The organism is Pseudomonas sp. RIT-PI-o (assembly GCF_001297215.1).
Classification (GTDB): Bacteria; Pseudomonadota; Gammaproteobacteria; order Pseudomonadales; family Pseudomonadaceae; genus Aquipseudomonas; species Aquipseudomonas moraviensis_A.
The window spans coordinates 500,764-522,145 of the sequence record NZ_LHPA01000011.1 but is presented as its reverse complement, the minus strand read 5'-3'; the positions used below and the strand labels follow the sequence as shown (position 1 = coordinate 522,145).

The following is a 21,382-nucleotide window of genomic DNA, read 5'->3' as shown; positions in this document are numbered from 1 at the left end:
AGACAGCGCCGCGCCGATGTTTTAGTTTTTCCGGGCTGCGCGCGGTGAGCACGGACTCGCTGCTGCGTGCGCCTTTTTTCTTGTCTTTACAGCAGGTTATCCCATGCATTTCAGCGAACTGATGGCAGTTATTTCGACCCATGCGATCCGCCTTCAACAGGAAGATGAAGACCTGGTCATTCTGGGCAGTGACGACGCGCTGGATGATGCGTTGTGGGACAGCCTCGCCGCTCACAAGGCACAACTGCTGGAACTGGTCGCGCAGCACAACGGTGACTGGTTGAGTCCGGCTTATCGCATCACCCCGGACATGCTGCCGCTGGTGGCGCTCGATCAGGTCAGCCTCGACCGCATTGTCGCCGGTGTGCCGGGCGGTGCGGCGAATGTGCAGGACATCTACCCCTTGGCGCCCTTGCAAGAGGGCATGCTTTATCTGCATCTGGCGGCAGCGGCGGGCGACCCGTACGTGTCGCAGGCGCGCTTTGCCTTTGTCAATCGTGAGCGCCTGCATGCCTTTTCCGATGCGCTGCAATGGATGATCGGCCGCCACGACATCCTGCGCACTTCGTTTGTCTGGGAGCGCCTGGACGAACCGTTGCAAGTGGTCCAGCGCAAGGCTGCGCTGCACTGCGAAGAGCTCGAATTGAACGGCAATGGCGAGGTGCTCGAGCAACTGTTGCAGCGCCACGACCCGCAGCATTTCCGTCTCGATGTGCGGCAGGCACCGCTGCTGCGCCTGGTGTTTGCCGACGATCCGGGCAATGGCCGCGTGGTTGCCTTGTTGCTGTTCCATCACCTGATCATGGATCACCTGGCGCTGGACGTGATCCGTCGCGAAGCCCAGGCGTTTCTGCTCGGGCACAGCGCGCAAGTGGCGGCGCCAGTGCCGTATCGCGATCATCTGGCGCGGGCGCGGCTGGCCGCAAATGAATCGGCCCACGAGGCATTTTTCCGCGAGATGCTCGCCGACATCGACGAGCCGACGCTGCCCTGCGGCTTGCGCGATGTGCAGGGCGACGGCCACTCGATCGAAGAAGTCTCGCTGCTGCTCGACGGCGCCCTGAGTCGCCAATTGCGCGAGCAGGCGCGGCAACTGGGGGTGAGCGTGGCCAGTGTCATGCACCTGGCCCTGGCGCGGGTTCTCGGCGAATTGTCCGGGCGCACGGCGGTGGTGTTCGGCACCGTGCTGCTCGGGCGCATGGCGGCCGGCGAGGGTGGTGAACACGCGCTGGGGATGTTCATCAACACCTTGCCACTGCGGGTCGATGTCGGCGCCGACGACGTGCGCGCCGGCGTGCTGTTGACCCATCGCCGCCTGACCGCGCTGCTCGGCCATGAGCAAGCCTCGCTGGCGCTGGCGCAACGTTGCAGTGCGGTGGCAGTGCCGACGCCGCTGTTCAGCGCGATCCTCAACTACCGTCACAGCAGCGTCGATGAAGTCGCCGAAATCATCGAGATCGCCCCGGGCGTGCAAGTGCTGGGCGCGCGCGAACGTACCAATTATCCGCTGACCGTCAACATCGATGACCTGGGCGAAGACTTGCGTATCACCGCACTCGCGGAGTCGAGTCTGGGCGCGCAACGCATCGCCGATTATCTGCAGACCACCCTGCAAGGCCTGGTCGATGCGTTGCAGACGAGCACGCCGACGCCGCTGCACAGCGTCCGGATTCTGCCGGCCGCCGAGCGCGAACGGCTCTTGCACGGCGCCCATGCAGCGCTTGCGCATTTCCCCGATACGCCATTGATTCATCAGCAGTTCGAAGCGCACGCCCAGGCCCGGCCGGATGCCACCGCGTTGCTGTTCGACGGGCAGAGCCTCAGCTACGGCGAACTCAATCACCGTGCCAACCAAGTCGCTCATCATCTGCTGGGGCTGGGAATTCGCCCGGATGATCGCGTGGCGATCTGCGTCGAGCGTGGCCCGCAAATGCTCATCGGCCTGCTCGGTGTGCTCAAGGCCGGCGCCGCGTATGTGCCGATCGACCCGGCCTATCCGCAGGAGCGAATCGCTTTCACCCTGCAGGACAGCGCCCCGGTGGCACTGCTGCTGCAAGCCGCCACCCGAGAGCGGGTCGGCGCGCTGCCAGTGCCGCTGATCGATCTCGACGATCACACTCTGCGCGGCGAATCCGAGCGCGATCCGCAGATCGCCGGGCTCACTCCGGCGAGTCTGGCCTATGTGATCTACACCTCCGGCTCCACCGGTTTGCCCAAGGGCGTCATGGTCGAGCATCGCAACGTGGCGCGGCTGTTTTGCGCCACAGCGCACTGGTTTCAGTTCAATGAGCGCGACGTCTGGGCGCTGTTCCACTCGTTCGCCTTTGATTTCTCGGTGTGGGAAATCTGGGGGGCGCTGGCCTTCGGCGGGCAACTGTTGCTGGTTCCACAAACCGTCAGTCGTGCGCCCGATGAATGCTATGCGCTGCTGTGCCGCAGCGGCGTCACCGTGCTCAATCAGACCCCTGGCGCGTTCCGCCAGTTGATCGCCGCGCAGGGCCGCAGTGGGTTGCAGCATTCGCTGCGTGAAGTGATTTTCGGCGGCGAGGCACTTGAGCCGGGACTGCTCAAACCGTGGTACGCCCGGGTCGGCAACGCCGGCACGCGGTTGGTGAACATGTACGGCATCACCGAAACCACCGTGCACGTGACCTATCGGCCGCTGCAGGCCGCCGATGCGCAATTGGTCGGTGTCAGCCCGATCGGCGGGCCGATTGCCGACCTGCAACTGTATGTGCTCGATCCTCAAGGCGAACCGGTGCCGGTCGGTGTGACCGGCGAGTTGTATGTCGGTGGCGCGGGCGTGGCGCGCGGATATCTCAACCGTCCTGAGCTGACCGCCGAGCGCTTCATTCGTGATCCGTTCAGCCGCGCCGCCGATGCGCGCCTGTACAAAACCGGGGATCTGGCGCGCTGGGCCGCCGACGGCAGTCTCGACTATCTGGGGCGCAACGATGATCAGGTGAAGATCCGCGGTTTTCGCATTGAGCTCGGCGAGATCCAGGCACGCCTGTCGGCCTGCGCCGGTGTGCGCGACGCCGTGGTCATCGCCCGCGAAGACAGCCCCGGCGACACGCGACTGGTGGCGTACTGGACCGCTGCCGAAGGCGAAGAACCGAGCGTGGCGCAGCTGCGCGATACGCTGCTCGACTCGCTGGCGGACTACATGGTGCCCAGCGCCTTTGTGCGCCTCGACGCCTTGCCGCTGACCGCCAACGGCAAACTCGACCGCAAGGCACTGCCGGCGCCGGACAGTGATGCGTTTGCGCGACGCGGATTCGAGACGCCGCAAGGCGCGGTGGAAAGCCTGATTGCCGGCATTTGGCAGAGCCTGCTCGGGGTCGAGCAGGTGGGTCGGCATGACAACTTTTTCGAGCTCGGCGGGCATTCCCTGCTGGCGGTGAAGCTGATCGAACGCATGCGTCAACACGACTTGCACTGCGATGTGCGGGTGCTGTTCGGCCAGCCAAGCGTGGCGGCGCTGGCGGCTACCCTCGGCGCGACACAAGTGCATGCCGTACCGGCCAATCGTATCGGAGCCGGTTGCACGGCGATCACCCCGGAGCAATTGCCGTTGGCCGATCTCGATCAGGCTGGCATCGACACAGTGATCGCCAGTGTGCCCGGCGGTGTCGGCAATGTTCAGGACATCTACGCACTGGCACCGTTGCAGGCGGGCATTCTCTACCACCACCTCGCCAGCCACAGCGGCGATCCCTACGTGCTGCAGGCGCAATTTGCCTTTGCCGGCCTGGCGCAGATCAAGGACTTCGTGCGCGCCTTGAACAGCGTGATTACCCGTCATGACATTCTGCGCACCAGCGTGGTCTGGGAGGGGCTGGAGGCGCCGGTGCAAGTGGTCTGGCGCGAGGCGCCGCTGAATCTTGAGCGGGTCGATGCCGACGAGCTTGCCGGCGACGCACTGGAGCAGATGCAGGCGCGTTTCGATCCGCGTCACTATCGCCTCGATCTGACCCAGGCGCCGCTGATGCGTTTTGCCTATACCGAAGACCAGGCCAATCAGCGCTGGGTCGGCATCCTGCTGATGCATCACATCGTCCTCGACCACACCGCACTCGAAGTGCTGGTGGCGGAAATGAACGACCTGCTGCTCGGGCGCACGGATGATCTGCCGCCAGCCGTGCAATACCGCAATTACGTGGCCCAGGCCCGCGCCGGCGCCGATGACGAAGCGCACGCGGAGTTCTTTCGCGACATGCTCGGCGACATCAGCGAGCCGACACTGGCGTTCGGTGTGCAGGATGTGCTCGGCGACGGCAGCGCCATCGTTGACAGCCAATTGGCCCTCGACGACGGCCTCGGACAACGTTTGCGCGGGGTGTCGCGGCGCCTCGGCATCAGCATCGCCAGTCTCGTGCATCAGGCCTGGGCACAGGTGCTGGCGCAGGTTTCCGGTCAGCAGGACGTGGTCTTCGGCACCGTTCTGCTGGGGCGCATGCAGGGCGGCGCTGGCGCCGATCGTGCGTTGGGCATGTTCATCAACACCTTGCCATTGCGCGTCACTGTCGGCGCCGAATCGGTGCAGGACAGCGTGCGTGTCACCCACCAACGCCTGGCGCAGTTGCTCGGCCACGAGCAGGCGTCACTGGCGTTGGCCCAGCGCTGCAGCGGTGTCGCCGCGACGTCGCCGCTGTTCAGCACGCTGCTCAATTACCGTCACAGTCAGGCGGACGCGGCTGCAGTGGAATGGGACGGCATCGACATTCTCTGCTCCCGCGAGCGCAGCAATTATCCGCTGGTGGTCAGCGTCGATGACCTCGGCGATGGTTTCCTGCTGAACGTGCAGGCGGTGCCGCAGGTGGACGGCGTGCGGGTTTGCGATTATCTGCAAACCGCACTGCACAGTCTGGTGAACGCCCTCGAATACTCGCCGACGCTGCCCGTGCAACAGTTGTCGATTGTTTCGCCGGGCGAACGCCAACAAGTGTTGTTCGGCTTCAACGACACCACGCAACCATTCCCGCCCGCGCAGACCGTGCAGCGCCTGGTCGAAGCGCAAGCGCTGGCGAATCCCGACGCCTGGGCGGCGGTGCAGGGCGAGCAGCGTCTGAGTTACGCGCAGCTGAACCAGCGCGCCAATCGTCTGGCCCAGCACCTGATCGGCCTCGGCGTGCAGCCGGACGATCGTGTCGCCGTATGCCTGCGCCGCAGCCCGCAGATGCTCGTCGCGTTGCTGGCAATTCTCAAGGCCGGCGCGGCTTACGTGCCGGTCGATCCGGCCCATCCCCGCGAGCGCATCGCCTATCTGCTGCAGGACTGCGATCCGCTGGCAGTGCTGGCCGAGGCCTCGACCCGCGACTTGCTCGGCACGGTGCCGCTGATCGATCTGGACAATAACGGCTGGGCAAATTTGTCCGACGCCAACCCGCAATTGCCGGCGCTGACCCCGGCCCATCTCGCCTATGTGATCTACACCTCCGGCTCTACCGGCCAGCCAAAAGGCGTAATGGTCGAACACCGCACCCTGGAAAACCTGGTGCACTGGCACGCCGCCGCCTTCGATCTGCATGCCGGCAGCCATACCGCCAGCGTCGCCGGGTTCGGTTTCGACGCCATGGCCTGGGAGGTCTGGCCGGCCTTGTGCGTGGGCGCGACCCTGCACTTGCCACCGGCATCGATCGGCAATGAACACCTCGATGAATTGCTCGAATGGTGGCGCGCGCAGCCATTGCAAGTGAGCTTCCTGCCGACCCCAGTGGCCGAGTACGCGTTCAGCCGCGAGTTGGGCCATCCGACCCTGCGCACGTTGTTGATCGGCGGCGACAAGCTCCGGCAGTTCCCGCGTAACCAGACCTTCGACGTGATCAACAACTACGGGCCGACCGAAGCCACGGTGGTGGCGACGTCCGGGCGCATTGAGGCGGGGCAGGCGTTGCACATCGGTCGGCCGATCGCCAATGCCAAAATCTATCTGCTCGACAGTCAGCAACAACCGGTGCCAGTGGGCGTGCAGGGCGAACTGTATGTGGGTGGCGCCGGGGTCGCTCGTGGCTACCTGAATCGCCCGGCACTGAGTGCCGACATGTTCCTCGAAGATCCGTTCAGCGATGAGCCCCATGGGCGCATGTATCGCACTGGCGATCTTGCCCGTTGGCGCGCCGACGGCACGCTCGAATATCTGGGGCGCAATGACGATCAGGTGAAACTGCGCGGCGTGCGTATCGAGCCGGGGGAAATCGAAGCTGCGCTGAGTACGCACAGCGCCGTGCAAGACGTAGTAGTGCTGGTGCGTGACGGGCGCTTGCTGGCGTGGTTCAGCGAGCGCAGCGCGGTAGACATCGCTGATCTGCGCCGCCACTTGCAGAGCCGACTGCCCGAGGCACTGATTCCCGCCGCTTATGTCCGCGTCGAGGCGATGCCGCTGACCGCCAACGGCAAGCTTGACCGCAAAGCCTTGCCGGAGCCGGATCACAGCGCCTGGCTCAGCCACGAATACGCAGCGCCGCAAGGTCCATTGGAGCAGGCGTTGGCGCAGATCTGGAGCGATCTGCTCAAAGTCGCGCAGGTCGGTCGGCATGACAATTTCTTCGAACTGGGCGGGCATTCGTTGCTCGCCGTCAGCCTGATCGAGCGCCTGCGCCAGCTCGGCCTGAGCGCCGATGTGCGGGTGCTGTTCAGCCAGCCGACCCTCGCCGCACTGGCGGCGGCGCTGGGCAGCGGTCGCGAAATCGAGGTGCCGGCCAATCGCATTACCGATGACTGCCGCCACATCACCGCGGACATGTTGAGCCTGAGCGAACTGGACCAGGCCAGTGTCGAACGCATCGTCGCCACGGTGCCGGGCGGCGCGGCCAACGTGCAGGACATTTATCCGCTGGCGCCGTTGCAAGAGGGCATTCTTTATCACCACATCAGCGCCGGCGCGGGCGATCCGTATCTGCTGCAATCGAGTCTGGCCTTTGCCGACATCGACCGCCTGTATGCCTTCGCCAAAGCCCTGCAGGGCATTATCGAGCGCCACGACATTCTGCGCACCAGCGTGGTCTGGGAGGGATTGCCGAGCCCGCAGCAAGTGGTCTGGCGACGGGCGCCGTTAGCGGTCGACGGTGTGGCGCTGGACCCGGCAGAAGGTGATGTGCTTGCCCAGTTGCAAGGGCGTTTCGCCGCCCGGCACTGGCGCCTCGACCTCGGTCAGGCGCCGCTGATGCGCCTGGTGTATGCCGATGACCCTGAGCACAAACGGGTCGTCGCCATGTTGCTGTTCCATCACATCGCCCTCGATCACACGGCGCTGGAGGTGGTGCGGCAGGAGATGCAGGCCGGCTTGCTCGGCAACAGCGAGCCACTGCCCGCAGCAGCGCCGTATCGCAATTACGTGGCGCAGGCTCGCCACGGCGTCAGCGAGCAGGAACACGAGATATTCTTCCGCGAGATGCTCGGCGACGTCGACGAGCCGACCCTGCCGTTCGGTTTGCGTGAAGTTGAAAATGACGGCAGGGACATCGAAGGGCATGTCAGCGCAATGCCGCTTGAGTTAAGCAGGCGTTTGCGGGCGCAGGCGCGCAGTTTCGGGGTCAGCGCGGCCAGTCTGTTCCACCTCGCCTGGGCGCAGGTGCTGGCGGCCACCGCCGGGCAGCCCCGCGTGGTGTTCGGTAGCGTGTTGCTCGGTCGCCTGCAGGGCGGTGCGGGGGCCGATCGGGCACTGGGGATGTTCATCAATACCTTGCCGTTGCGTGTCGACGTCGATGAGGCCAGCGTCGGTGCGACACTGCGCGGCGTGCATCAGCGGCTGGCTGCGCTGCTCGGTCACGAACACGCTTCACTCGCGCTCGCTCAGCGTTGCAGTGCGCTTGCCGCACCGTTGCCGCTGTTCAGTTCGGTGCTGAATTATCGCCACAGCGCCTCGCGCCAGTCTGACGGGGAGGCGTGGCAGGGGATCGAGTTTCTTGCTCATGAGGGGCGCAGCCATTATCCACTGACGCTGAGCATCAACGATCTCGGCGAGGGCTTCGATTTGTCGGTGCTGACGCCCGCCGAGGTTGGTGCGCAACGGGTCTGCGAGCTGATGCACAGCGCGCTGGCAGTGCTGGTGGCGGCGCTGGAGCAGGATCCCGAACAGGCACTGGATCGGCTGGCGATCCTGCCGCCATCCGAGCGCGAACGAGTGCTCACACAGTTCAACGCCAGCGCTGTGGCCTTCCCGCCAGCGCAGACGGTGCAGCGCCTGTTCGAGGCGCAAGCGCTGCTCAACCCGCACGCGCTGGCGCTGCACGCGGGCGAACACCAGCTGACCTATGCGCAGCTCAATCAACAGGCCAATCGCCTCGCGCATTACCTGCTTGAGCTGGGCGTTCGGCCCGACGCGCGGGTGGCGATTTCCACCCGGCGTGGCCCGCACATGCTGCTGGCCATGCTCGCTGTGCTCAAGGCTGGCGCGGCCTATGTGCCGATCGACCCGGCACATCCGGCCGAACGCATTGCCTATCTGCTGGCCGACAGCGCACCGCTGGCGCTGCTGGTGTCCGGCGTGGAACCGGGCAGGGTGGCGGTGCCGGTGATCGATCTTGGCGACGAGCGTTGGCATGACCGGCCGGACCGCAATCCTGAAGTCGGCGGTTTGACGGCCGATCATCTCGCCTACGTGATCTACACCTCGGGCTCCACTGGCCAGCCAAAAGGCGTAATGGTCGAACACCGCACCCTGGAAAACCTGGTGCAATGGCACGCCGCAGCCTTCGATCTGCGCGCCGGCAGCCATACCGCCAGTGTCGCCGGATTCGGTTTCGACGCCATGGCCTGGGAGGTCTGGCCGGCCTTGTGCGTGGGCGCGACGTTGCACCTGCCGCCGGCGTCGATCGGCAATGAACACCTCGATGAGTTGCTCGAATGGTGGCGCGCGCAGCCGTTGCAGGTGAGCTTCCTGCCGACGCCAGTGGCGGAATATGCCTTCAGCCGCGAGCTGGGCCATCCGACCTTGCGCACGCTGTTGATCGGCGGCGACAAGCTCAGGCAATTCCCGCGTGACCAGAGTTTCGAAGTGATCAACAACTACGGCCCGACCGAGGCAACGGTGGTGGCTACCTCGGGGCGCATCGCGGCCGGGCAGGCGTTGCATATTGGCCGACCGATTGCAAATGCCAGGGTGTATGTCCTCGATGGCCGGCAGCAGCTGTTGCCGGTTGGGGTCAGAGGCGAGTTGTACGTCGCCGGCGCAGGCGTGGCCAGGGGGTACCTGAACCGCGATGAGTTGACCGCCGAGCGCTTCCTCGCCGACCCGTTCAGCCATGAGCCTGGGGCGCGCATGTATCGCACCGGCGACCTTGTGCGCTGGCGCACCGACGGCACGCTGGAGTATCTGGGGCGCAATGACGATCAGGTCAAACTGCGCGGCGTGCGCGTGGAACTCGGCGAAATCGAAGCGGCGCTGGCCAGTCATCCGGCGCTGCAGGACGCTGTGGCACAAGTGCGCGACGGGCAGTTGCTGGCGTGGTTCACCGCGCGTGGGCCGCTCGATCTCGAGGACCTGCGTGAGCATTTGCAATCGCGCTTGCCGCAAGCGTTGCTGCCGGCGGCCTACGTGCGCCTCGACGCCTTGCCGTTGACCGCCAACGGCAAACTCGACCGCAAGGCCTTGCCGGAACCGGAGCAAAGCGCCTGGCTCAGCCGTCAGTACCAAGCGCCGCAAGGACCGGTGGAAACCGCGCTGGCGCAGATCTGGAGCGAGGTGCTCAGGGTTGCGCAGGTTGGCCGCCACGATAACTTCTTCGAGCTCGGCGGGCACTCGTTGCTGGCGGTCAGCGTCATCGAACGCATGCGTCAGATCGACCTGACTACCGACGTGCGTGTGCTGTTCAACCAGCCGACACTGGCGGCGCTGGCGGCGGCGGTCGGCAGCGGCCGCGAGATTGTGGTGCCGGCCAACGGCATCGCCGCGCACTGCACCTACATCACGCCCGACATGCTCAGTCTGCTGCAACTGGATCAGGCCAGCATCGAGCGCATCGTCGCCACGGTGCCGGGCGGTGCGGCCAATGTGCAGGACATTTACCCGCTGGCGCCGTTGCAGGAAGGCATTCTCTACCACCACATCACCGCCGGGCAGAACGACCCGTACGTGCTGCATTCACGGTTGACGTTCGCCAGTGTCGAGCGCGTCGAGGCGTTCGCCAGTGCGTTGCGTCAGGTCATGGCGCGCCATGACATCCTGCGCACTTCGATCGTCTGGCAGGGCCTCGCCGCGCCGGTGCAAGTGGTGTGGCGCGAGGCGCAATTGCCGGTGGAGGAAGTCGCGTTCGAGCAACTGTCGACGCGTTCGCTGGATCTCGGCAAGGCGCCGCTGATCCGCTTGTTGTACGCCCGCGATCCGGCCACCGGACAAGTGGCCGGCCTGCTGTTGTTCCATCACATCGCCCTCGATCACACGGCACTGGAAGTCGTGCGCGAAGAAATGCAGATCAGCCTCGCTGGCGAACAGCGCTCGCTGCCCCCGGCGGCGCCGTACCGCAACTATGTAGCGCAGGCGCGGCTGGGCATCAGTGAGGCGGAGCACGAAGGGTTCTTCCGCGACATGCTCGGCGATGTCGATGAACCGACGCTGCCGTTCGGTCTGCATGAGGTCAATGCTGCGGCGGGTACTTATGAGGAAGCGGCGCTGGCACTGCCCGATGCGCTGGCACAGCGTCTGCGCAGTCAGGCGCGACAGCTGGGCATGAGCGTCGCCAGCGTGTTTCATCTGGCCTGGGCGCAAGTCCTGGGCGCCACCTCCGCCCAGCAGCGGGTGGTGTTCGGCACCGTGCTGATGGGCCGGATGCAGGGCGGGGCGGGGGCGGATCGCGGGCTCGGCATGTTCATCAATACCTTGCCGCTGCGCGTCGATTTGGGCGCGCAGACGGTGCGCGCGGCCCTGGCGGCCACCCATGAGCAACTCACCGGCCTGTTGGCGCATGAGCATGCTTCGCTGGCGCTGGCCCAGCGTTGCAGCCGGATCGCCGCACCGGCGCCGTTGTTCAGCGCGATGCTCAACTATCGCCATGGCAGCGCGACGCCAGCGCAAGCGCACCCGGCTTGGCAAGGCATCGAGACCTTGCACAGCGAGGAACGCACCAACTATCCGCTGAGCCTCAACGTCGACGACTTTGGCACGGGTTTCAGGCTCAGCGCGATCACCTCGGCGGAGGTCGGTGCGTTGCGCATCTGCCGCTATATGGAAACAGCGTTGCAGCGCTTGGTCGATGCCTTGGAACAGACGCCGCAGCAACCGATCGAGCAGTTATCGGTGTTGCCGGATGCCGAGCGCCAGCGCTTGCTGTTCGACTTCAACGCGACGGCGGTCGATTACGACTTGCAGGAAACCCTGCACGGCCTGTTCGAAGCTCAAGTGCTGCGCACGCCGCAGGCCGTCGCCGTGCAGATGGCTGATCAACGGGTGGATTTCCAACAACTCAACGAGCGCGCCAATCGTCTGGCCCACCACCTGATCGGACTCGGGGTGCAGGCGGACTCGCGGGTGGCGATCTGCGTCGAACGCAGTGTCGCCATGGTTGTTGGCCTGTTGGCGATCCTCAAGGCTGGCGGCGCTTACGTACCGCTGGACCCGGACTACCCGGCCGAACGCATCGCCTACATGCTTGCCGACAGCGCACCGCTGGCGCTGCTGGTGCAAGGCAGCACGGCCGCGCTGGCCGGTGCACTGGCAGTGCCGGTGATCAATCTGGAGCAGGAGACCTGGCGCGATTTGCCGGCGAGCAATCCGCCGGTCAGCGGCCTGACGTCGGCGAATCTGGCCTATGTGATCTACACCTCTGGCTCGACCGGTCAACCGAAAGGCGTGGCCAACGAGCACGGCGCAGTGGTCAACCGTTTGCTGTGGATGCAGGATGCCTGCGCGCTGACGGCGGCGGACACCGTGCTGCAAAAAACGCCATTCAGTTTCGACGTATCGGTCTGGGAGTTTTTCTGGCCGCTGATGACCGGCACACGCCTGCTGCTGGCGCGTCCTGGCGGGCACAAGGAACCGGTCTACCTGAGCGAGCTGATCGAGCGCGAACAGGTCACGACTGTGCATTTTGTGCCATCGATGCTCGACGTGTTCCTCGCCCACGGCCAGACCGAGCGCTGTGCCGGGTTGCGCCAGGTGATGTGCAGCGGTGAGGCGTTGCCCGGCAGTCTGGTGCGGCGTTTCAAACAGCAGTTGCCCGCCAGTCAGTTGCACAACCTGTATGGCCCGACCGAAGCGGCGGTGGACGTCACCGCGTGGAATTGCGCCGGGCCGCTGCTGGACACGCCGGACAATACGCCGATCGGCAAACCGATCGCCAACACGCGGATGTACATCCTCGACGCGCAGCAACAACCGGTGCCGCAAGGCGTTGTCGGCGAGCTGTATATCGGTGGCGTGCAGGTGGCGCGCGGCTATCTGAACCGCGCCGAGCTCAGCGCCGAACGCTTCCTGCGCGACCCGTTCAGCGCCCAGGCGCAAGCGCGTATGTACCGCACCGGCGATATCGCTCGCTATCGTGCCGACGGCAATATCGAATACCTCGGGCGCAATGACGATCAGGTGAAGATTCGCGGCCTGCGCATCGAACTGGGTGAAATCCAGGCCTGCCTGAGCCGGATCGACGGCGTCCAGGAGGCGGCGGTAGTGGCCCGCGAAGACGTGCCGGGGGACAAACGCCTGGTGGCGTACTACACCGGCTCGCGGCTGGACATCGACATCCTGCGTGCGACGTTACTGCACGGTTTGCCGGACTATATGGTCCCGGCGACCTTCGTTCATCTCGATCGGTTGCCGCTCAGCCCCAACGGCAAACTCGATCGCAAGGCGTTGCCCGCACCGAACCAGGATGCGCTGATCAGCCGGCCGTATGAGGCGCCGGTCGGCGAGGTGGAAATCACCCTGGCGCGGCTGTGGTGCGAGTTGCTCAATGTCGAACGGGTAGGGCGGCATGACCACTTTTTCGAGCTGGGCGGGCATTCGTTGCTGGCGGTGAGTCTGGTCGGCCGGCTGCAACAGGAAGGCATGGAGGCTGACGTGCGGGCGTTGTTCGAACAACCGACGCTGGCCGGTTACGCAGCAATCACGGAAAGAATGGAGATCGTCCTGTGAACCTCAATCCCTTGTTGGCGACACTCAAAGCCCGCGACATCCAGTTGACGGTCACGGACGACCAGTTGCGCGTCAATGGCAACAAGCAAGCGCTGGGCGATCCGGCATTGCTGGCTTCGTTGCGCGAACACAAGGCGGCGCTGATCGAGCTGATCAAGGCCGGCGAATATTCAGCGGCCAGGGTCGGCCAGGTCGAGGTGCCGGCCAATGGTATTGCGGCCGGCTGCACCCACATCACCCCGGCAATGCTGACCCTCGCGCAACTGAGCCAGGAGAGCCTCGATCAGCTTCTCCAAGGCATTCCCGGCGGCGCTGCCAACGTGCAGGACATCTATCCGCTGACGCCGTTGCAGGAAGGCATTCTCTATCACCACGTCAGCGCGCAACACGGCGACCCCTACGTCATGCAGGCGCATTTCGCGTTCAGCGGGGCGCAGCGTTTGCAGGCATTCGTCGATGCCTTGCAGACGGTCATTGACCGCCACGACATCCTGCGCACCGCAGTGTTCTGGGAAGGTCTCGATACGCCGTTGCAAGTGGTCATGCGTGAGGCGCGCCTGCCGCTGGAAGAAGTGCGGCTGGAGGCCGATGGCGGCGATGCGTTGGCACAATTGCACGCCCGTTTCGACGCCCGCGAGTTTCGCCTCGACGTCACCCGCGCGCCGCTGCTGCGGCTGGCGCATGCCTGGGATGAACGCGAGCAACGCATCGTCGCCATGCTGCTGTTTCATCACATGGCGATGGACCACTCGGCACTGGCGGTGGTCAGCGAGGAACTGCAGGCTTGCCTGAGCGGGCACGCCGCGCGGTTGGGCGCGCCGGTGCCGTTTCGCAATTACGTGGCGCAGGCGCGTCTGGGCATCAGCGAGGCGCAACACGAAGCGTTTTTCCGCGACATGCTGGCTGACATCGACCAGCCGACGCTGCCCTACGGCTTGCAGAGTGTGCACGGCGACGGCAGTGACATCGTCGAATTCAGTCAGGCGCTCGAGCCGCCACTGGAGCGTCGCTTGCGCGCGCAGGCACGCCGCCAGGGCGTCAGCGTCGCCAGCCTGTTCCACCTCGGTTGGGGCCAGGTGCTGAGCGCCCTCACCGGGCAAGCGAGCGTGGTGTTCGGCACGGTGCTGATGGGGCGCATGCACAACGCCGAAGGCACCGAACGAGCGCTGGGCATCTTCATCAACACCTTGCCGCTGCGGGTCGACATCACGGCGCTGGCGGTCAGTGAGGCGATCAAGGCCACCCACGCGCGGCTGACCACGCTGATGCGTCACGAACATGCGCCGCTGGCATTGGCGCAGCGTTGCAGTGGCGTGGTCGCGTCGTCGCCGTTGTTCAGCACGCTGCTCAACTATCGGCACAGCGCTTCCAGCGGCAGTGCCAGCTCCGAAGCACTTGCCGCGTGGGAAGGCATCAGCGTGCTGCGTTCGGAAGAACGCACCAATTATCCGCTGACCCTGAGCATCGATGACTTCGGCGACCGCTTCAGCCTGACCTTGCTGGCCACTCGCGCCGTTGAGGGTGAACGTCTCTGCGCCTATCTGCTGCACGCAGTGGAACAAGTGCTGTCGGCGCTGGAACACGCGCCGGAGACGCCGCTGAATCGGTTGTCGGTACTGCCCGCCGCCGAACGCGAGCAACTGTTGCACGGGTTCAATGCCAGTCAGGTCGATTACCCGGCGGCGCTGCCGATCCAGCAGCGTTTCGAAGCGCAAGTGCTGGCGCGGCCGGATGCGCTGGCGGCAGTGCATCTGGGCGAGTCGCTGACGTTTGCCGAGTTGAACCACCGGGCCAATGCGCTGGCGCACCAGTTGATCGACTTGGGCGTGCAGCCTGATGACCGCGTTGCCATCGTCGCGCGCCGCGGGGTGCACGCGCTGGTGGGTTTGCTGGCGATCCTCAAGGCCGGCGCCGGTTATGTGCCGGTCGATCCGGCGCACCCGGCCGAACGCCTGCTGCATCTGCTGCGCGACAGTGCCCCGGTCGCGGTGTTGACCAGCGCCGATCTGCGCGACCGCTTGCCGCTGCTGGCGGTGCCGGTGCTCAATCTCGACCCGCGCACCTGGCCGCTGGGCATCACCCGCAACCCGCAGCTGCCGAATCTGCAGGCCAGCCATCTGGCCTACGTGATCTACACCTCCGGCTCGACCGGTTTGCCCAAGGGCGTGATGGTTGAACACCACACCCTGTCCAACCTCGTCGATTGGCACTGTGCGGCCTTTGACCTGTGTGCCGGCCGCCACACTTCGAGCCTTGCCGGATTCGGTTTCGATGCCATGGCCTGGGAGGTCTGGCCGGCGCTGTGCGCGGGGGCGACCTTGCACATTGCGCCGGCCCATGACGGCAGCGAAGACATCGACGTCTTGCTCGACTGGTGGCGCGCGCAGCCGCTGGACGTGAGTTTCCTGCCCACGCCGGTGGCCGAATACGCCTTCAGCCAACACCTGGAACACCCGACCTTGCGCACGCTGCTGATCGGCGGCGACCGCTTGCGCCAGTTCTCGCGCAACCAGCGTTTCGACGTGATCAACAATTACGGCCCGACCGAGACCACGGTGGTCGCCACTTCCGGGCGCATCGACAGCGCTGATGCGTTGCACATCGGCAAACCGGTGAGCAATGCCACGGTGTATCTGCTCGACGAGCAACAGCGCCCGGTGCCGATCGGCGCGGTCGGCGAGTTGTATATCGGCGGCAGCGGCGTCGCCCGGGGTTATCTGAACCAGCCGCAGCTGACCGCCGAACGCTTTCTGCGCGATCCATTCAGCAGTGCGCCGCATGCACGCATGTACCGCTCCGGCGACCTTGCGCGCTGGCGCTGCGACGGCACTCTGGAGTACCTCGGGCGCAACGACGATCAGGTGAAAATTCGCGGCGTGCGCATCGAACCGGGAGAGATCGAAAACCGCCTCAATCAGCTGCCCGGAATTCAGCAAGCGGTGGTCGTGGCCCGTGAGGATCAGCCGGGGCAGCCGCGGCTGGTGGCGTATTTCACCGAGCAGGCTCAGGTGCAGGCACTGGCCGTGGCTGAACTGCGCGCGCTGCTGCTGAGCCAACTGCCGGAATACATGGTGCCGTCCGCCCTGGTCAAACTCGACGAACTGCCGCTGACCGCCAACGGCAAACTCGACCGCAGGGCCCTGCCGAAACCCGAACGCTCGGCGCTGTTCGCCCGCGAATACGCCGCGCCGCAGGGCGAAGTGGAGACCGCACTGGCGGACATCTGGGCCGAGGTGTTGCAGGTCGAGCGGGTAGGGCGCGAGGATCATTTCTTCGAACTGGGCGGGCATTCGCTGCTGGCCATGCGCATGGTCGCGCAGGTCAGGCAGCGACTGGGCGTCGAGCTGGTGCTCAGCGACCTGTTTGCCAACGCCGAGCTGGCGGCGGTGGCGCAGGTGTTGACCGAGGCCGGGCGCTGCACGCAACCGCCGATCCTGCCGGTACCACGTGAAACGGCGCTGCCGCTGTCGTTTTCGCAGCAGCGCTTCTGGTTTCTGACGCAGATGGAGGGCGCCAACACCGCCTACAACATCCCGATCGCCCTGCGCTTGCGCGGTGCCCTCGACGCCGCTGCCCTGCAACGCGCGCTGGCGCGTATCGTCGCGCGCCACGAGACATTGCGCAGCCGCTTCGCTCCGCTGGATGGCGACGCTCAGGTGCTGATCGCGCCGGTCGACAGCGGCCTGCTGTTGCGCGTCGAGGATCTGCGCCAGCACTCGCAGGCGGACGAGGCGTTGCAGGCGCTGATTCAGGGCGAAGCCTCGGGGCCGTTCGATCTGCTTGATGACCCGCTGATACGCGGGCGTCTGGTGCGTCTGGCCGATGATCATCACGTGCTGCTGCTGACCTTGCACCACATCATTTCCGACGGTTGGTCGATGGGTGTGCTGACCCGTGAACTGATGGCGTTGTATCAGGCGTTCAGTCAGGGCGAAGACGATCCGTTGCCGGCGCTGACCCTGCAATACAGTGACTACGCGGTGTGGCAGCGGCGCTGGTTGAGCGGGGAGGTATTGCAGCGTCAGAGCGAATACTGGCAACGCGCCCTGCGCGAGGTGCCGGCCTTGCTCACCCTGCCCACCGATCGGCCGCGACCGGCGCAGCAGGACTACGCCGGCAGCAGCATTGACCTGCAACTGGATGAGCGTTTGAGCGCCGGGCTCAAGGCCTTGAGCCAGCGCCACGGCGTGACGTTGTACATGACCCTGCTCAGCGCCTGGGCAGTATTGCTCGGGCGTCTGGCCGGGCAGACCGATGTGGTCGTCGGCTCGCCGGTGGCCAACCGCAATCGGGTCGAAGTCGAGGGCATGATCGGCCTGTTCGTCAACACCCTGGCGCTGCGCATCGACACCTCCGGCGAGTTGACCGGCGCAGCGCTGCTAGCGCGGGTCAAGGCGCTGACGTTGCAAGCCCAGGCGCATCAGGATCTGCCGTTCGAACAAGTGGTGGAAATCACCCGGCCGGTGCGAAGTCTGGCGCACAGTCCGTTGTTCCAGACCATGTTCAATTGGCGCAACGGCGACGGCCCGGCGCTGGCCCTGGGCGATCTGACCCTGGAAGCGGTGGCCGAGCCGAGTCACTTTGCCAAGTTCGACCTGACCTTGACCCTCGGCGACACGCCCGAGGGCATTGGCGGCTGGCTGGAATACGCCACGGCGCTGTTCGATGAAGCCACGGTGCAGCGTTTCGTCGGTTACCTGCGGCAATTGCTGCAGGCCATGGTTGCCAACGATCAGGCGCTGCTCGATCAGGTGCCGCTGGTGCAGGACGAAGAACGCCAGCGCTTGCTGGTGGACTTCAATGACACCGAGCGCGAGTACCCGCAGAACGACACGGTGCAGCGGTTGTTCGAAGCACTGGCCTTGCAACAACCCGACGCTGTCGCCGCGCTGCATGGCGAGCAGACGCTAAGCTATGCCGAGTTGAACCGCAGGGCCAATCGGCTGGCGCATCATTTGCTCGGCGAGGGCGTGAAACCCGGCGATGCGGTGGCGATCCTGTTGCCGCGCTCGCTGGATCTGCTGATCGCGCAACTGGCGATCGGCAAGTGCGCGGCAGCGTGGGTGCCGCTGGATATTCATGCACCGAGCGAGCGTCTGGCGTTCATGGTCCAGGATTGCCAGGCGGCCGCGCTGCTGAGCCACAGCACAACCACGCTGACGTTTGCCGCACGGCGCATCGATCTCGATCGGCTGGCGCTCGGCGCTCAGCCCAGCCACAACCCGGATCTGCCGCAGTCGGCAGAGTCGCTGGCGTACATCATGTACACCTCCGGCTCCACCGGCATGCCCAAAGGCGTGATGGTCCCGCACCGGGCGATCACGCGGCTGGTGATCAACAACGGCTACGCCGATTTCAATCGGCAGGACTGCGTGGCATTCGCCTCCAACCCGGCATTCGACGCGAGCACCATGGACGTCTGGGGCGCACTGCTCAACGGCGCGCGGGTGGCGATCATCGAGCATGCCACCTTGCTCGATCCGCAGGCGTTCGGCGCCGAACTCAAGCGCAGCGGCGCGAGCATCCTGTTCGTCACCACCGCGCTGTTCAACCAGTATGTGCAGCTGATTCCCGACGCCCTCAAGGGCTTGCGCATTCTGCTCTGCGGCGGCGAGCGCGGCGATCCGGCGGCGTTTCGCAAGTTGCGCGCCGAGGCGCCGGAGCTGCGTCTGGTGCATTGCTACGGGCCAACGGAAACCACCACTTACGCCACCACGTTTGCCGTGCAGAGCGTCGCCGAGGATGCCGACAGCGTGTCGATCGGCGGGCCGATTTCCAACACTCAGGTGTATGTGCTTGATGGCTGTCAGCAACCGGTACCGTTCGGCGTTACCGGTGAGTTGTACATCGGCGGGCAGGGCGTTGCCCTGGGTTACCTCAATCGTCCCGAGCTGACGGCGGAGAAATTCCTCCACGACCCGTTCAGCCGCCGGCCCGAAGCGATGATGTACCGCACCGGCGATCTGGTGCGCTGGCTCGCGCCGGGGCAACTTGAGTGCATCGGTCGCAATGACGATCAGGTGAAGATTCGCGGTTTCCGCATCGAGCTGGGCGAGATCGAAAACCGCCTGCTCAGTTGCCCCGGCGTTAAAGAGGCGGTGGTACTGGCGCGGCGAGACGGCACGCAAACACGCTTGGTCGCTTATTACAGCGCCGCCGATGCCGAGCTGCAAAGCGCCACGCTGCGCGCGTTGTTGCAGGCCCGGCTGCCGGAATACATGGTGCCGTCAGCGTGGGTGCGACTGGCGACGTTGCCGCTGAACAACAACGGCAAAATTGATCGCAAGGCCCTGCCGGCACCGACGCAAGAGGCAATGCTCAATCGTGTGTACGAGGCGCCGGGCAATGCCGTGGAAAGCCGCCTCGCCGAGTTGTGGCGCGAGGTTCTCCAGGTTGAACGGGTGGGTCGCCACGACAACTTCTTCGAACTGGGCGGGCATTCGTTGCTGGCAGTGAGGCTGGTCAACGAGATGCAGCAGGCCGGTCTGCCGATGACCCTGGCCGAGCTGTTCCAGCACCCGAGCATCGAGGCGGCGGCTGCGCTGCTCGCTGAACGTGACGGCGTTATCGAGGAGGAACCGGGGCTGATCGTGGTACGCGCTGGCGATCACGGCACGCCGTTGTTTCTGGTGCATGAATTCAGCGGTCGCGATGTGTATTTCCCGGCGCTGGGACGGCACATCGATGGGAGTTTTCCGATTTACGGTTTGCCCGGCATCGAGTTCGGCCAGACGCAACTGCGCACCCTCGAATGCCTGGCCACACGCATGGTCGGGATCATTCGTCGCAGACAGCCCCACGGGCCTTATCGATTGGCAGGCTGGTCGTTTGGCGGGGTGCTGGCTTATGAAGTCGCCCAGCAATTGCTGGGGCTGGACGAAAGGGTCGAGTTCATCGGCCTGATCGACAGCTATGTGCCGCGCCTGGCCGATCCGCACAAGGCTCGCTGGAACGATGCCCACGTGCACAAGCGCCAATTGCTTCTGCATTGCACCGCGCACTGGCTTGGCCTTGGCGACGATGGCCAGCGCGGGTTGACGGCGCTGACAGCGTTGCAAGCCGAACTGGAAAGCCTGACCTTCGCCGAACTGCTCGAGCGCTGCCAACAGCAGCAATTGCTCCATCCCGAGTTGTCGGTTGCCTCGGCAGCGGATGCCTGGCATTACCTTGATCGCGAAGTGGCGCACGGACATGCGCTGGCGCATTACCGCATCAGTCCGCTGCCGGTGCCGCTGCATGTGTTCCGCGCGCAGCAACGTTCGGCGGCAATGGCGCCGCTCAGCCCGACCCTCGGCTGGGCCGAAGATCTGCCAGATGCCGAGTTGCACTGCATCGATGTGCCCGGCGATCACCAGAGCATGATGAAAGCGCCGCATATTCAAGCGCTGGGTCAGGCCATCGGTCAGGCACTGGAGGCGGCCCAGGCGCCGGCATTGCCGGTCTATCAACCGTTGGTGACCATCCAGACTGGCGACAGTGCCCGGGCGCCGATCTTCTGCGTGCCGGGTGCCGGCGACAGTGTCACCGGTTTCATTCATCTGAGCGAAGCCCTCGGTTCCGAGTGGCCGATCCATGGTCTGCAACCGCGCGGGCTGGACGGCGGCGCGGTGCCGCACAGTCAGGTCGAGGTGGCGGCGCGGTTTTACCTGCGCGCTATTGAGCGACTCTATCCGCACGGGCCGTTGCACTTGATCGGGCATTCCTTCGGCGGCTGGGTGGCGCATGCCATGGCCGCGCAATTGCAGGCCGAGGGGCGCGAAGTGGCGTCATTGACGCTGATCGACAGCGAATCCCCCGGCGGCAACGGGGTGATCGGCAAACCCTACACCGCGACCGCTGCATTGCAGCGGCTGATCGAGGCGTTGCAACTGTCGTCAGGCACCTCCCTGGGCATCGATGCCGAGGTTTTCTCCGAGGCCGATGACTCCACGCAATTGCGTTTGTTGCACGAAGGCATGGTGCGTGCGGGGGTGCTGTCGGCGCGGACAACGCCGCAGTCCTTGCTTGGCTCGACGCGCACCTTCGCCAGCGCCCTGCGCACGGTTTATCAACCGCGTCAGCGTTACAGCGGCCCGGTGCGCCTGGCGCTGGTTGACGATCCGACACTGGATGCGGCGGGCAATCAGCGCGAGCAGGCGGCGATGATCGAAGGCTGGCGTCGCGAGGTGACGGATCTGACGGTGTGGTACGGCCCGGGCAACCATTTCACGTTGCTCAAGGCACCCAACGTATTGAATTTCGCCGCGTGGTGGCACGAGGGTCTGAAACGGCCGGCCAAGGCAATGCTCTCCTGATTGATGTGGACGTCTTGCA

The 21,382-nt window shown here is 65.2% G+C and carries 2 protein-coding genes; both read left to right on the top strand.

What is annotated here, in order from left to right; all coding sequences use genetic code 11:
- The first annotated feature begins 103 nt into the window (after positions 1 to 103).
- Positions 104 to 13,069 carry a non-ribosomal peptide synthetase gene (locus AEQ63_RS04850; protein WP_064361990.1) on the top strand — a complete coding sequence of 4,322 codons (12,966 nt, stop codon included), beginning with the start codon at positions 104 to 106 and terminating at the stop codon, positions 13,067 to 13,069.
- Entirely contained in the window at positions 13,066 to 21,363 is an 8,298-nt protein-coding gene (locus tag AEQ63_RS04845) for a non-ribosomal peptide synthetase (protein ID WP_064361989.1), read from the top strand. The genes AEQ63_RS04850 and AEQ63_RS04845 overlap by 4 nt, the downstream gene beginning before the upstream one ends.
- Positions 21,364 to 21,382: the final 19 nt, after the last annotated feature.